Origin of the sequence: Comamonas aquatilis (assembly GCF_965139575.1) — a bacterium.
Taxonomy (GTDB): domain Bacteria; phylum Pseudomonadota; class Gammaproteobacteria; order Burkholderiales; family Burkholderiaceae_C; genus Comamonas; species Comamonas aquatilis.
In genome coordinates this window covers 280471-292991 of sequence record NZ_CBCSIW010000001.1, presented here as the reverse complement: position 1 = coordinate 292991, position 12521 = coordinate 280471, and the positions used below count along the sequence as shown (strand labels likewise).

Here is a 12521-nt window from a genome sequence, read left to right as displayed (position 1 = left end):
ACGCCAACAAGCCAAAGAAAAAACCCACATGCTTTCACATGTGGGTTCAAATCTTTGGTGCCGGTTGTCGGAATCGAACTGACGACCTACCGCTTACAAGGCGGGTGCTCTACCAACTGAGCTAAACCGGCGAAGACTGAATTCTAGCCCAGAAATTTCAGGCCAAAAACCAAATACCGCAATTTCTTCAAAGTCGGCTGCAAACGCGCAGCGCGCCCGCAACCGCTGCGGTAATTACTTCACCCTCTTGAGCGCAGGGCGGCCGCCCGCTGGCGGCGGGGTGCGAGGCGCGTCGTCATCCGACTCCGGCGTCTTGGTGGCGACCAGTTGCACCACGCGATCATCGGCTAAGGCCTCGGGGGCCTGGTCTTCGATGAACTCGATCATCTCGTCCTGAGACATCTCTTGCTCGTCCTGCTCAGTCTCTTCGGGCGGAAAGGCCATGCCCTGCCCGGTTTCGCGGGCATAAATAGCCATCACATGGGTGATGGGCACCATGATTTCGCGGGGCTTGCCGCCAAAGCGGGCCTTGAACTCCACGTGCTCGTTGCCGATCAGCAGTCCGCTGGTGGCGTCGTAGCTGATGTTGAGCACAATCTCGCCATCACGCACAAACTCCATGGGCACCTGGGTGCTGCGATCCACGCGCACGGCAATGTGCGGGGTATAGCCGTTATCGGTGCACCATTCAAACAGGGCCCTCAGCAGATACGGGCGTGTGGATGTCGCTTCGGGCGCGTTCATGTCGTTTCCTGACTTATGGATTCCAGAGACAAAAAAGCGGGCAAGGAAGGAAGTCCTTCGCCATGCCCGCTCCAGGTTCTGCCGCAATTACTTGCGCATGACCTTTTCAGAAGGTGTCAGTGCTTCAATGTAGGCTGGGCGCGAGAAGATGCGCTCGGCGTACTTGAGCAGAGGGGCTGCGTTCTTGGACAGCTCGATACCGTAGTAATCCAGGCGCCACAGCAGAGGAGCAATGGCTACGTCCAGCATGGAGAAGTTCTCACCCAGCATGTACTTGTTCTTGAGGAACACGGGAGCCAGCTGTGTCAGGCGGTCGCGAATGTGGGCACGGGCCTTTTCCAGCACTTTTTCGTTGCCCTTGACATTGCGTTCTTCCAGAGCGCTAACGTGCACGAACAGCTCTTTTTCGAAGTTCAGCAGGAACAGGCGCACACGGGCGCGATCCACTGGATCACCAGGCATCAGCTGAGGATGAGGAAAGCGCTCATCAATGTACTCATTGATGATGTTCGACTCATACAAAATCAGATCGCGTTCCACCAGAATTGGCACTTGGCCATAGGGGTTCATCACGCTGATCTCTTCGGGCTTGCTGAACAAGTCCACATCGCGGATCTCGAAATCCATGCCTTTTTCAAACAGCACAAAGCGGCAGCGGTGTGAAAAGGGGCAGGTCGTTCCCGAATAAAGCACCATCATGGTGGAAGCTCCTAAAAATCAAAAAGAGTGGGTCGCCCACGGCGCCCACTCTGCACTAACACGATTGGCTGCAGACAGCATCTGCGCGCAAAAAGCAGCAAAGCTTTACTTGACGTTTTTCCAGAACGCAGCGTTCAGGCGCCACGCAATGAAGATGAAGAAGGCCAGAAACACCAGTACGCCCACGCCCACGCGGGTCCGGGTGTTCTGGGCTGGTTCGCCCATCCATTGCAGGTAATTCACCAGATCGCCAACTGCCTGATCGTACTGCACTGCGGTCATCTTGCCTGGAGACACCTGCTCCCAACCTTTGAACACCTGGGTTTTAGTCCCGTGTTCGTCATGCTCTTCAAAGATGGCACGACGCTCGCCTTGCAGCTGCCAAAGCGCATGCGGCATGCCTACGCTTGGAAAGGCGAGATTATTCCAGCCCGTGGCCTTGGTGTCATCTCGGTAGAAAGTACGCAAGAAGGTATAGAGGTAATCGGCACCGGTTCCGCCAGCACCGGCACGCGAGCGTGCAATCACCGTCAGATCGGGCGGATTGGCGCCAAACCACTCCTTGGCCTCCTTGGGATTGATGGCCGCCTTCATGGTCTCGCCCACCTTGTCCGTGGTGAACAGCAGATTGTCCTTGATTTCCTGATCGGTCAGCCCTATGTCCTTCAGGCGGTTAAAGCGCATGAAGGCAGCAGAGTGGCAGCTGAGGCAGTAGTTGACGAAAATCTTGGCGCCGTTTTGCAAAGAGGCCGTGTCCGAGGTGTTGACCGGTGCCTTGTCCCAGTGGATGCCGCCTTCAGAGGCTTGCGCACCCGCAGCCAGACCCAGAACCGCAACCAAAGTGAGGATCAGTTTCTTCATTCTTGTTTTCTCCTGCTTCAGTGTGGCTTGAATGTCACGCGCTCTGGCACGGGCTTGGTTTCACCCAAGCGACTCCACCAGGGCATGAGCAGGAAGAAGCCAAAGTAAAACAGCGTGCCGACCTGAGAGACTTTCTCACCGATGGGCGAAGGCGCTTGCACGCCCAGATAAGCCAGGACCACGAAGTTCACCACAAACACGGCATACACATACTTGTGCCAGCTCGGACGATAGCGAATCGACTTGACGGGACTGCAGTCCAGCCATGGCAGGGCAAACAGGATGATGACGGCACCACCCATGACCACCACGCCCCAAAACTTGGCGTCGATGGACAGCATCATGGCGATCACGCCCAGAGCCACCACACCCACCACGCCCTTGACGATCACCGGCAGACGCGACTTGAGGATGCCGTAACCGGCACCCAGCACCACGCAGGCAATCAGCACATACATCATCTGGCTGGTGATGGCACGCAGCATGGAATAGAAAGGCGTGAAGTACCAGACGGGCGCAATGTGATTGGGCGTTTTGAGCGGATCCGCAGGAATGAAGTTGTTGTACTCCAGGAAGTAGCCGCCAAACTCGGGCGCAAAAAACACCACCGCTGAGAACAGGAACAGGAACACGGTCACGCCAAAAATGTCGTGCACGGTGTAGTAAGGATGGAAGGGAATGCCGTCGAGCGGATTGCCCTTGGCATCCTTGGGCGCGTTAGGGCCCTTGATTTCAATGCCATCGGGATTGTTGGAACCCACATCGTGCAGCGCCAGCAAGTGCGCCACCACCAGACCCAGCAGCACCAGAGGCACGGCGATCACGTGGAAGCTGAAGAAGCGGTTCAGCGTGGCATCACCCACCACATAGTCGCCACGGATCAGCAAAGCCAGATCAGGACCGACAAAGGGAATGGCTGCAAACAGGTTCACGATCACCTGCGCGCCCCAGTACGACATCTGGCCCCAGGGCAGCAGATAGCCCATAAAGGCTTCGGCCATCAGCACCAGGAAGATGGCGCAGCCGAAGATCCACACCAGCTCGCGCGGCTTGCGGTACGAACCGTAGAGCAGCCCGCGGAACATGTGCAGATAGACGACGATGAAGAATGCCGATGCCCCCGTGGAGTGCATGTAGCGGATCAGCCAACCCCAGGGCACATCACGCATGATGTATTCCACCGAAGCAAATGCCTTGTCGGCGTCTGGCTTGTAGTGCATCACCAGGAAGATGCCGGTGACGATCTGGATCACCAGCACCAGCAGCGCCAGCGAGCCGAAGATGTACCAGAAGTTGAAATTCTTGGGTGCGTAGTACTCGGACATATGGACGCGGTAGGCGTCAAATGCCGTCGGGAAACGGTTCTCAAACCAGTTGCCGATCTTGGCGCCCGCAGTGGCGTTCGGATCGATTTGCTTGAATTCGTGGGCCATTGTTCTTGTCTCCCTCAGGCAGTCTTCTTGTCTTCACCAATCAAGAGCTTGGTGTCAGACAGATACATGTGCGGAGGCACTTGCAGATTGTCCGGCGCGGGCTTGTTCTTGAATACGCGGCCCGCCATGTCGAAAGTCGAGCCATGGCAGGGACAGAGAAAACCGCCCTTCCAGTCTGCCGGCAGCGAAGGCTGGGGGCCGGCCTGAAACTTATCCGTAGGCGAGCAGCCCAGATGAGTGCAGATACCGACCACCACCAGCAATTCAGGCTTGATGGAGCGGGCTTCGTTGCGCGCGTATTCGGGCGTGAATTCTTCGGGGTGGCGCAGAGATTGGGGATCGGCCAGTTCAGCATCGAGTGCCGGCAAATCCTTGAGCTGCTCAGGCGTGCGTTTGATGATCCAGACAGGCTTGCCACGCCATTCGACAGTGAGTTTCTCACCTTCCTTGAGGCCGGAAATATCCACCTCGACTGCGGCACCTGCTGCCTTGGCCTTTTCCGAAGGCTGAAAGGAGCTCACGAAAGGGACGGCTGTCGCCACACCGCCTACGGCACCAGCACATGCTGACGTGATGATCCACGTGCGTTTGCTGGAGTCGACTGGAGAGTCACTCATGGATTTCCTCGAAGTACATCGCTAGATTTGGGGGTCAATGACAAATTCTAGCGGCGAGATCATGGTTATTCCAGCCTCTGTCCGAGGTTGACATAAGCCTAAGTCGCGCAATACTGCGCTATCTCAAACTCTTATGACTGGAACTGCTTATGGGCATGATGCAAGAATTCCGCGAATTCGCAATCAAGGGAAACGTGATGGATCTGGCCGTGGGCGTGATCATCGGCGGGGCCTTCGGCAAGATCGTTGATTCAGTTGTCAACGATCTCATCATGCCTCTGGTCGGCCTGGTTTTCGGCAAGCTGGATTTCTCGAATCTGTTCGTGGTCCTGGGCACTATTCCGGACGGCACAGTCCGGACGCTTGATGCCTTGAAGAAAGCCGGCGTTCCCGTATTTGCCTATGGCAACTTCATCACGGTGGCCGTGAATTTCCTGATTCTGGCCTTCATCATTTTCATCATGATCAAGCAGGTCAATCGCCTCAAACGCGAAGCCCCGGCAGCACCCGAAGCCGCTCCGGCCACCCCCGAAGACGTGCTGCTGCTGCGCGAAATTCGCGACAGCCTGAACCGCAAGGTCTGAGCCCTGCCCCAATCAAAAAAGCCTGTGGCCAATGCCACAGGCTTTGTCATTTTCGATCTCATAACGCCCGGCCGCAGGCTTCAAGAGGGCTGCAGTTTTGAAGCAAGGCGAGCTGCGTTCACGGCACTCGGTCAGCCCGCCAGACTATGCGCCACACGCACGGCTTCCAGCATGCTGTCGGCTTCCGCCACCCCTTGACCTGCGATATCAAAGGCTGTTCCATGATCGGGACTGGTGCGCACCAACGGCAATCCCAGCGTGACGTTGACGCCTTTTTCCACACCCAAGTATTTGACTGGGATCAACCCTTGGTCGTGGTACATCGCCAACACCACATCAAATTCTCCCGGATGATCAGCAGTGTTTCGCGCCCGCATGAAGATGGTATCCGGAGCGAATGGGCCGTGCACATCCAGCCCCTCGGCCTTTGCCTGGGCAATGGCGGGGCTGATGATTTCAATTTCTTCGCGCCCAAAAAGCCCGCCCTCGCCCGCATGGGGATTGAGCCCTGCCACGCCGATGCGCGGAGCGCGCCCCAGGTTCCGCAAAAGCGCCTCATGGGTAATTTTCAGGGTCTGCAGAATCTGCGTCTGTGTGACCGCATCAAGCGCATCACGCAACGACATGTGGATGCTGACCAGCACCGTGCGCAACTGGTCGTTGGCCAGCATCATGCGCACAGGCATTTGCGCCACCGGCACACCCGCATGCAGTGCCGCTTCGGCTTGCAGCAACTCGGTGTGACCAGGGTAATCCACGCCCGCCAGAGACAGGGCCTCCTTGTGCAGCGGCGCCGTCACCAAGGCGGCAATCTCGCCGCGCAAGGCCGCCTGGGCAGCCCATATCACGCAGCGCGCAGCAGCGTCTCCAGCCCGCGCACTGATCTGCCCATAGGCCTGCGGACCCGGCAGGTCTGGCAATGCCAGCAAAGGAATGGCACCGCAAGGCACATCCCACACCTCTTCCGCCCGACTGATGAGCGCAATGGATTGGACGATGGGCTGGGCAATCGCTTGCCCACCATCCGCCAGGCCTGCCACCAGCGCCGTGGCGCGGCGCAGGGTTTGCAGCTCACCGACGACAAAACAGCCACGCATTTCCTGCGGCGCATCGCGAAAGGCCTTGGCAATGATTTCCGGACCGATGCCGGCGCAATCACCTTGCGTAATGGCAATGGCGGCGTTCGTTTGTGCTTGATTGGACATAGATATAAAAATAGTGCCATCACCCACGGAATAAGCGCTGGCAGCTATCAAATGAATACTCAGGCTAAGACTCAGGCCGGATTATCGATCTCGATAAATCGATGTTCCAGCCCCAGTTGCGCCGCCACATGGGCCGCCACCGCCGGTGCGCCATAACGCTCGGTCGCATGGTGCCCTGCCGCGATGAAGGTGGTGCCGGTTTCGCGCGCCAGATGCACCTGCGGCTCGGACATCTCGCCCGTGATATAGGCATCGGCCCCTGCGGCAATGGCCGCCTCAAAAAAGCCTTGCGCCCCACCGGTGCACCAGGCCAGCTTGCGTATGGGCCTGGCGGCGTCGCCCGTGGCCATGGTCACGGCACGACCCAGCTGGGTCTGCACATGACTGGCCAGAGCCTGGGCATTGGCAAACTCTGCGGCAGCCAGCCAACCCAGATTTTGCTCGCCAAAGACGGCTTCACCCTTCACGCCAAGCTGTACGCCCAGTTGGGCGTTATTGCCCAGCTCGGCATGGGCATCCAATGGCAGATGATAGGCAAACAGATTGATGTCATGGGCCAGCAGCAGGCGGATTCTCTCCTTGAGCCAGCCGGTAATGCGGCCATCCATGCCACGCCAGAACAGCCCATGGTGCACAAAGATCGCATCGGCCTTGGCATCTATGGCCGCCTCGATCAGGGCGCGGCTGGCCGTAACCCCGCTGACAATGCTACGGATCTCGTTTTTGCCTTCCACCTGCAGGCCATTGGGACCATAGTCCTTGAAACGCTCAGGTTGCAGCAGGCCGTCGAAGCGGGCCAGAAGTTCATTTCGCTCGATGCTCATGCTGCCGATTGTGCATGAGCGGGCAGCAGCACCTTTAAATACGCAAAGCAAACAATGGCCTTGGCTGGAATGAGATTGTTCTCGCTAAAACAACAATCCCTCTATTGGCCTGGACAATATGCTATTTGCTGATAAAAGCGTATTGCCTTATAATTGAGCACTCGCTGTCTTTTTGCCCGCCCCTACAGCGCTTGTCTGACTCACACGCGACTCTCACGCCGCACGTGGCCGAACTTCCATTGAAGCAATCCGGCTGTCTCACTTTTTTAGGCGAGCTTCTTCAAGCCCCAGCAGACCTGGCGAGTCTTGATCTTCTTTTTCTATCCTTTTATTTTCTGATGGCTTGCCCCTCACCGGTGCCTGCCGTCGTTGACACGATGAATACAACACAAATCACAGAGCGTGTCGGCAACTACGTTGTTACTCCGCTCACCCAAATTACCCACAGCGGCAAAGTTGCCGCTGCAGTCTCTATTCGCCGCGGAAAATATGACCGCATCTTCAGCTTTATCGAGCAATTCGACAGCCAGTCGATTGCCAACAAATATGCCCTGACAGAAGGGCGTAGCATGGTTCTGTGCAACCAGCTCAACTGATCACATCACACTTACCAACCTTATTCGAAGGGAGCCCCATTGGCCAAAGAAGAACTGATTGAAATGCAAGGCAGAGTGGATGAAGTGCTGCCCGATGCCCGCTTTCGCGTCACCCTGGAAAACGGTCATCAACTGATCGCCTATTCGGGCGGCAAGATGCGCAAGCACCGTATTCGCGTACTGGCTGGCGACAAGGTCACTCTGGAGATGTCTCCTTACGACCTGAACAAAGGTCGTCTGACTTTCCGTCACATCGAACGTTCGGGCTCCGCCCCTACAGGTGCACCTCAGCACCGCCGCCACTAAGACGGCAACCATGGCACATGGCGTGCCAAAGTAAAAAGGAGCGCTTCAAGCGCTCCTTTTTTATGCCTCAAGCCTCGCTGCTCACGAGCGAGCTTGCCAGCCCTTGCAGGCCAAGGGCCAGAAGCCCATGGCCACACCCAGAACACCCATGGCCGCCACATAGTGGGCCGGGGCCATCACATCCACCTGCTGCCATACCGATACCAGCATGGGCGTCAGTCCGCCGAACACGGCATAGGCCATGTTGTAGGAGAAGGAAAGACCGGTAAAGCGTACTTCGGCCGGGAAGGCACGCACGCCCACCACGGGCAGCAGAGAAATGGCACCCACAAAAAAGCCCACGGTGGCATAGGTGCAGATCAGCGAAGCCTCGGTACCCGGCAGGTTCATATAGAACAGATAGGTGGTGGCCGTCATGCCGCCCCAGCCCAGAACCATGGCCGCGCGTGTGCCCAGCTTGTCGGACAGCCAGCCCCAGAACACGCAGCCTATGGTCAGCGTCACGGTCGCCACGGCATTGGCCTTGAGCGCCATGGCCGGTGCGATATGAAAGACTTTTTGCAGATAAGCTGGGGTGAACAGAATCACCACCACGATGGCCGTGGACAGCACCCAGGTCATCAGCGCCACCACCACGCAGGCCTGGCGGTGCTCGCGCAAGATAGTCTTGATGGGCAGCTCGCGGTCAACCGCCTTGCGGGCCTGCAGCTCCTGAAAGATGGGCGTCTCGTGCAGAAACTTGCGCAGGTACACCGACACCAGACCAAACACGCCGCCCAAAATAAAGGGCAGGCGCCAGGCCCAGTCATGAATCTCGGCTTGGCTGTACACGCTGTTGAGCCAGACACCGAAGATGGAGCCCAGGAAAATGCCGCCGGTAATGCCGGAAGTCAGCGTGCCAATGGCCAGGCCGTAGTTCTTGACCGGCGAATGCTCGGCCACAAAAACCCAGGCACCGGGCATTTCGCCGCCAATCGCAGCGCCTTGCAGCACGCGCATGGCCAGCAGCAGCAGCGGTGCAGCGATGCCAATGGCTTCATAAGTGGGCAGCAGGCCGATGACCAGAGTAGGCACGGCCATCAGAAAAATGGACAGGCTGAACATCTTCTTGCGACCGATCTTGTCACCATAGTGGGCAATGATGATGCCCCCCAGAGGCCGGGCCAGATAGCCGGCCGCAAAAATACCCAGCGTCTGCAGCTGGCGCATCCAATCAGGCAGATCGGCCGGGAAGAACAGCGAGCCAATCACATTGGCGAAAAAGACGAACACCACGAAGTCGTAAAACTCCAGCGTTCCGCCCAGAGCCGATAAGCCCAGGGTCTTGTAATCCTCTCGGTTCAGAGGACGATTAGACGCAACAGCCGGCGTGGTGGCCGGCTGCGCGAGATCAAGCGTAGTCATGGTGTTTCCCAAATCAAACAACAGGACAGCGCGGATAAGCCAGCTGCAACGGGTCAACGTGCAGCGGCAGACCGGGTTTTGCAAGGCCAAGCTGTAGGGCCTTGAACAACTGATGGCACAAGCCGGGTGAGCCCGTACCTCAGAAAACGGCGGCATAAGCGCAGTCGATAAACCATTCTAGGGTTTGCACTCATTACTGAATGGCGCGCAAAACTTTAGATGCCAGCATTCCTATGCCTTGCCGGCCTGCAGCCGCCGCCGGTTTGCGCTAAGTAAAGCCACCCTGGCAAGCAAGTGCTGCAGACGCGCCAGCGCCCATGCCTCACAATGCGGGCTTGTCTCTCACCTTCTTCATACGCATTACATGAAACGCACCTGGTTGCTGTTTTCTCAGGTAGTCACCGCTCTGGTCGCTATCTATTTCGTAGTGGCAACCCTACAGCCTAGTTGGCTTGGGAGCCGAAACATTCGCAGCAATGCCGGCATCTCGCTGCTGCAGGCACCGCCTACGCCTGCCGGTGAAGTGGCCCCGGGCAGCTTTGCCCCGGCCGCACGCAAAGCCGCGCCTGCCGTGGTCAGCATCAACACCAGCAAGGAGGTACGCCACCCGCGCGCCAACGATCCCTGGTTCCAGTTCTTCTTTGGCGAGCAAGGTCCACAAGAGCAATCTGGTTTGGGTAGCGGCGTCATCATCAGCCAAGATGGCTACATACTCACCAACAACCATGTGGTCGAGGGTGCAGACGATATCGAAGTTACGCTGACCGACAGCCGCCAGGCCAAGGCCAAGGTGATCGGCACGGACCCGGAGACCGATCTGGCCATTTTGAAGATCGAACTGGAAAAGCTGCCCGTCATCGTGCTGGGCAATTCCGACCAGGTCGCCGTGGGCGACCGCGTGCTGGCCATTGGCAACCCCTTCGGCGTAGGCCAGACGGTGACCAGCGGCATCATCAGCGCCCTGGGCCGCAGCCAGCTGGGCATCAACACCTTCGAAAACTTCATCCAGACCGATGCAGCCATCAATCCCGGCAACTCCGGCGGCGCACTGGTGGATGCCGAAGGCAATCTGCTGGGCATCAACACCGCCATCTACTCGCGCTCCGGCGGCAGCATGGGCATTGGCTTTGCCATTCCGGTCTCCACCGCCAAGATGGTGCTGGACGGCATCGTCAAGGACGGCAAGGTCACCCGCGGCTGGATTGGCGTGGAGCCCAACGAACTCTCGCCCGAGCTGGCCGAGACCTTTGGCGTAAAGGCCAGCGCTGGCGTCATCATCACCGGTGTGCTGCAGGCCGGCCCTGCCGCCCAGGCCGGCATGCGCCCCGGTGATGTGATCGTTAAGGTGGGCGAGTTGCCCACGCGCAATGTCTCCGAACTGCTCACCGCCGTGGCCTCGCTCAAGCCTGGCGAAGTCTCCAAGTTCGATGTGCGCCGAGGCGATAGCGAAGTCATGCTCGACATCACCCCCGGCATACGCCCGCCGGCCAACCGGCAAACGCAAGGCCCGCGCCGCTGAGCGCCACAACGCCGCCCCCGAATCAGCCAGTGCCACGTCACTGGCTTTTTTACGGCAGCACTGCCTCAAAGCTATCAAATTTCATAGCCATAAGCGCATGCATTCAATCCATTTCAGATCACTATTGATTTGAAAGCCATTCAGGAAAAGCACAAACAGCTATCAAAACAAAAGCCCCAGGATTGCTCCTGGGGCTTGGCGTGAAAGTGAAGCGCTGGATCAGCTGCCGTCTGCAGGCTTGTCCGCAGGTTTATCCATTGCCGCGTCTGACGCTTCCGCCTCGTCTGGCGCTTTGGAGATGCGGCTGAACCAGCCTGCGCCCAGAATACCCACTTCGTACAGCAGGCACATGGGAATGGCCAGCGCCAGCTGCGAGATCACATCCGGAGGCGTGATCACGGCCGCAATGACAAAGGCCAGCACCACAAAGTAACCGCGGAAGGACTTAAGTTTATCGATCTCCACCAGGCCAAAACGCACCAGCAGCATCACCACAATCGGCACCTGGAATGCGGCGGCAAAAGCGATGTAGAGCGACAAAATCGCCTCCACATACGAGGCGATGTCGGGCGTCGCCGCCACGCTCGAGGGCGTGAAGTGCTGGATGAACTTGAACATATTGCCAAGCACAAAAAATTGCACAAAAGCAATGCCGGCATAGGCCAGCAGGCTGCCGAACAGGATCAGCGGCAGCGCAAACTTCTTTTCATGGCTGTACAGACCCGGCGCCACAAAAGCCCATACCTGGTACATCAGCCAAGGCAGGGCCAGCAGCACCGCCACCATCATCAGCACCTTGAGCGGCACGAAGAAAGGCGAGAAAACGCCCACCGCAATCAGCTTGGCACCGGGCGGCATGTGCTCTTTGATCGGCATCGCGATGAAGTCGATCAAGCCGTCCGGACCGGGCCAGAACATCAGCACGGCAATACCTACGCCAATACCGTAAATGCAGTACAGCAAGCGGTCGCGCAGCTCCATCAGGTGCTGCACAAACGGCTGCTCGGTGCCGGCAAGTTCGTCGTCTTTAGGAGAGGATTCGGACATGGTGCAAAACAGCGCCGGAGCCGCTGCGGCTCTGTACGCTTGAAACAGAAAGCAAAACGCCCGTAGTCACGGGCACTGAGGCATGAAGATGCCTGAACGTGGCAGCATGCGCTGCCCTACTCACAGCCACATGGCTGCGCATCTTCATGTCTAACGCAACTTTTGCGGGCGAAAACGCGCCACGCGCGCCGCACCTGACTGAACCCTGGCGCGCACGCCCGAGCGCGCCTTGTACCACTGGGGCACGGCAGCACGCTTCACGCGCCAGTTCTTGCGCGGGTGATGGTAGGTGGGCACCACCGCACTGTGCGTATCGGAACCGTAGCCGTAATCGGCACCGGAATCAAAAGACGATGCCGAGGTCATGGGCGCATCGTCGCGCAAATCCCGGGTCGCATCGCTCAAGCCTTTTTCAAGGTCGGACGTGTGGCTGTGAATGCTTTGTTCCACATCGCGGGCCGCGCCCTCCACCGAGTCCTTCATCTTGCGAAGCTCGTCGAGCTCCATGGAACGATTGACCTCGGCCTTGACATCGGACACATAGCGCTGCGCCCTTCCAAGCATCGTGCCCACCATGCGGGCAACGCGCGGCAGCTTCTCGGGGCCGATGACCACCAGGGCCACGGCTCCTATGAGCGCCATTTTGGACAGGCCAATATCAAACATGTATCAGCGTGCCAGA

14 protein-coding genes and 1 tRNA gene are annotated in these 12521 nt (G+C 58.2%); 4 read left to right on the top strand and 11 right to left on the bottom strand.

The features are described 5' to 3' along the window. Positions 1–55: 55 nt before the first annotated feature. The 6 genes from ACNAZA_RS01310 to petA form a co-directional block, all read right to left on the bottom strand. Positions 56–131: transfer RNA gene (locus tag ACNAZA_RS01310), tRNA-Thr, on the bottom strand. A gap of 103 nt (positions 132–234) precedes the next feature. Beyond that, on the bottom strand, positions 235–744 hold the full coding sequence (locus ACNAZA_RS01305; protein WP_415794595.1) for a ClpXP protease specificity-enhancing factor: 510 nt from the start codon (positions 742–744) through the stop codon (positions 235–237). An 87-nt stretch (positions 745–831) separates the two neighbouring features. Then, complete coding sequence (locus ACNAZA_RS01300; RefSeq protein WP_120966382.1) at positions 832–1443, bottom strand: glutathione S-transferase N-terminal domain-containing protein; 612 nt, start codon at positions 1441–1443, stop codon at positions 832–834. 105 nt (positions 1444–1548) lie between these two features. Beyond that, positions 1549–2304 (bottom strand): cytochrome c1, encoded by a 756-nt coding sequence (locus ACNAZA_RS01295; protein ID WP_415794594.1) that lies wholly within the window; start codon positions 2302–2304, stop codon positions 1549–1551. A gap of 17 nt (positions 2305–2321) precedes the next feature. Then, complete coding sequence (locus ACNAZA_RS01290) at positions 2322–3737, bottom strand: cytochrome b (protein WP_415794593.1); 1416 nt, start codon at positions 3735–3737, stop codon at positions 2322–2324. 14 nt (positions 3738–3751) lie between these two features. Next, positions 3752–4354 carry a ubiquinol-cytochrome c reductase iron-sulfur subunit gene (gene petA / locus ACNAZA_RS01285; RefSeq protein ID WP_415794592.1) on the bottom strand — a complete coding sequence of 201 codons (603 nt, stop codon included), beginning with the start codon at positions 4352–4354 and terminating at the stop codon, positions 3752–3754. A gap of 149 nt (positions 4355–4503) precedes the next feature. On the opposite strand from petA, the gene mscL reads away from it, so the two are divergent. Next, positions 4504–4938, top strand: a complete 435-nt coding sequence (gene mscL / locus ACNAZA_RS01280) for a large conductance mechanosensitive channel protein MscL (RefSeq protein ID WP_415794591.1) — start codon at positions 4504–4506, stop codon at positions 4936–4938. 131 nt (positions 4939–5069) lie between these two features. Here the strand turns inward: mscL and pdxA are convergent, their stop codons facing one another. Further along, positions 5070–6143: a 4-hydroxythreonine-4-phosphate dehydrogenase PdxA gene (gene pdxA / locus ACNAZA_RS01275; protein ID WP_415794590.1), complete on the bottom strand. Its 1074-nt coding sequence runs from the start codon at positions 6141–6143 to the stop codon at positions 5070–5072. A gap of 71 nt (positions 6144–6214) precedes the next feature. Continuing rightward, positions 6215–6967, bottom strand: coding sequence for a Nif3-like dinuclear metal center hexameric protein (locus tag ACNAZA_RS01270; protein WP_415794589.1), 753 nt, complete (start codon positions 6965–6967; stop codon positions 6215–6217). 224 nt (positions 6968–7191) lie between these two features. Between ACNAZA_RS01270 and ACNAZA_RS01265 the strand changes: the two genes are divergently transcribed. Together ACNAZA_RS01265 and infA are read left to right on the top strand one after the other, a co-directional pair. Further along, on the top strand, positions 7192–7563 hold the full coding sequence (locus ACNAZA_RS01265; protein ID WP_415794588.1) for a hypothetical protein: 372 nt from the start codon (positions 7192–7194) through the stop codon (positions 7561–7563). A 39-nt stretch (positions 7564–7602) separates the two neighbouring features. Beyond that, positions 7603–7869: a translation initiation factor IF-1 gene (gene infA, locus ACNAZA_RS01260; protein WP_120966375.1), complete on the top strand. Its 267-nt coding sequence runs from the start codon at positions 7603–7605 to the stop codon at positions 7867–7869. A gap of 81 nt (positions 7870–7950) precedes the next feature. On the opposite strand, the gene ACNAZA_RS01255 is transcribed toward infA, so the two are convergent. After that, positions 7951–9273 carry an MFS transporter gene (locus tag ACNAZA_RS01255; protein ID WP_415794587.1) on the bottom strand — a complete coding sequence of 441 codons (1323 nt, stop codon included), beginning with the start codon at positions 9271–9273 and terminating at the stop codon, positions 7951–7953. A gap of 364 nt (positions 9274–9637) precedes the next feature. Here ACNAZA_RS01255 and ACNAZA_RS01250 point away from each other — a divergent pair, with 364 nt between their 5' ends. Further along, positions 9638–10792: a S1C family serine protease gene (locus ACNAZA_RS01250; protein ID WP_415794586.1), complete on the top strand. Its 1155-nt coding sequence runs from the start codon at positions 9638–9640 to the stop codon at positions 10790–10792. 219 nt (positions 10793–11011) lie between these two features. Here ACNAZA_RS01250 and tatC read toward each other — a convergent pair whose 3' ends face one another. Continuing rightward, positions 11012–11839 carry a twin-arginine translocase subunit TatC gene (tatC, locus tag ACNAZA_RS01245; RefSeq protein WP_415794584.1) on the bottom strand — a complete coding sequence of 276 codons (828 nt, stop codon included), beginning with the start codon at positions 11837–11839 and terminating at the stop codon, positions 11012–11014. Positions 11840–11989: 150 nt separating this feature from the next. Further along, positions 11990–12505: a Sec-independent protein translocase protein TatB gene (gene tatB, locus ACNAZA_RS01240; protein WP_415794583.1), complete on the bottom strand. Its 516-nt coding sequence runs from the start codon at positions 12503–12505 to the stop codon at positions 11990–11992. Positions 12506–12521 lie beyond the last annotated feature (16 nt).

Bases quoted from the DNA above. Each gene is read 5' to 3' on its own strand.
- ACNAZA_RS01305 (WP_415794595.1), bottom strand. From the start codon at position 744: ATGAACGCGCCCGAAGCGACATCCACACGCCCGTATCTGCTGAGGGCC.
- ACNAZA_RS01300 (WP_120966382.1), bottom strand. From the start codon at position 1,443: ATGATGGTGCTTTATTCGGGAACGACCTGCCCCTTTTCACACCGCTGC.
- ACNAZA_RS01295 (WP_415794594.1), bottom strand. From the start codon at position 2,304: ATGAAGAAACTGATCCTCACTTTGGTTGCGGTTCTGGGTCTGGCTGCG.
- ACNAZA_RS01290 (WP_415794593.1), bottom strand. From the start codon at position 3,737: ATGGCCCACGAATTCAAGCAAATCGATCCGAACGCCACTGCGGGCGCC.
- petA (WP_415794592.1), bottom strand. From the start codon at position 4,354: ATGAGTGACTCTCCAGTCGACTCCAGCAAACGCACGTGGATCATCACG.
- mscL (WP_415794591.1), top strand. From the start codon at position 4,504: ATGGGCATGATGCAAGAATTCCGCGAATTCGCAATCAAGGGAAACGTG.
- pdxA (WP_415794590.1), bottom strand. From the start codon at position 6,143: ATGTCCAATCAAGCACAAACGAACGCCGCCATTGCCATTACGCAAGGT.
- ACNAZA_RS01270 (WP_415794589.1), bottom strand. From the start codon at position 6,967: ATGAGCATCGAGCGAAATGAACTTCTGGCCCGCTTCGACGGCCTGCTG.
- ACNAZA_RS01255 (WP_415794587.1), bottom strand. From the start codon at position 9,273: ATGACTACGCTTGATCTCGCGCAGCCGGCCACCACGCCGGCTGTTGCG.
- ACNAZA_RS01250 (WP_415794586.1), top strand. From the start codon at position 9,638: ATGAAACGCACCTGGTTGCTGTTTTCTCAGGTAGTCACCGCTCTGGTC.
- tatC (WP_415794584.1), bottom strand. From the start codon at position 11,839: ATGTCCGAATCCTCTCCTAAAGACGACGAACTTGCCGGCACCGAGCAG.
- tatB (WP_415794583.1), bottom strand. From the start codon at position 12,505: ATGTTTGATATTGGCCTGTCCAAAATGGCGCTCATAGGAGCCGTGGCC.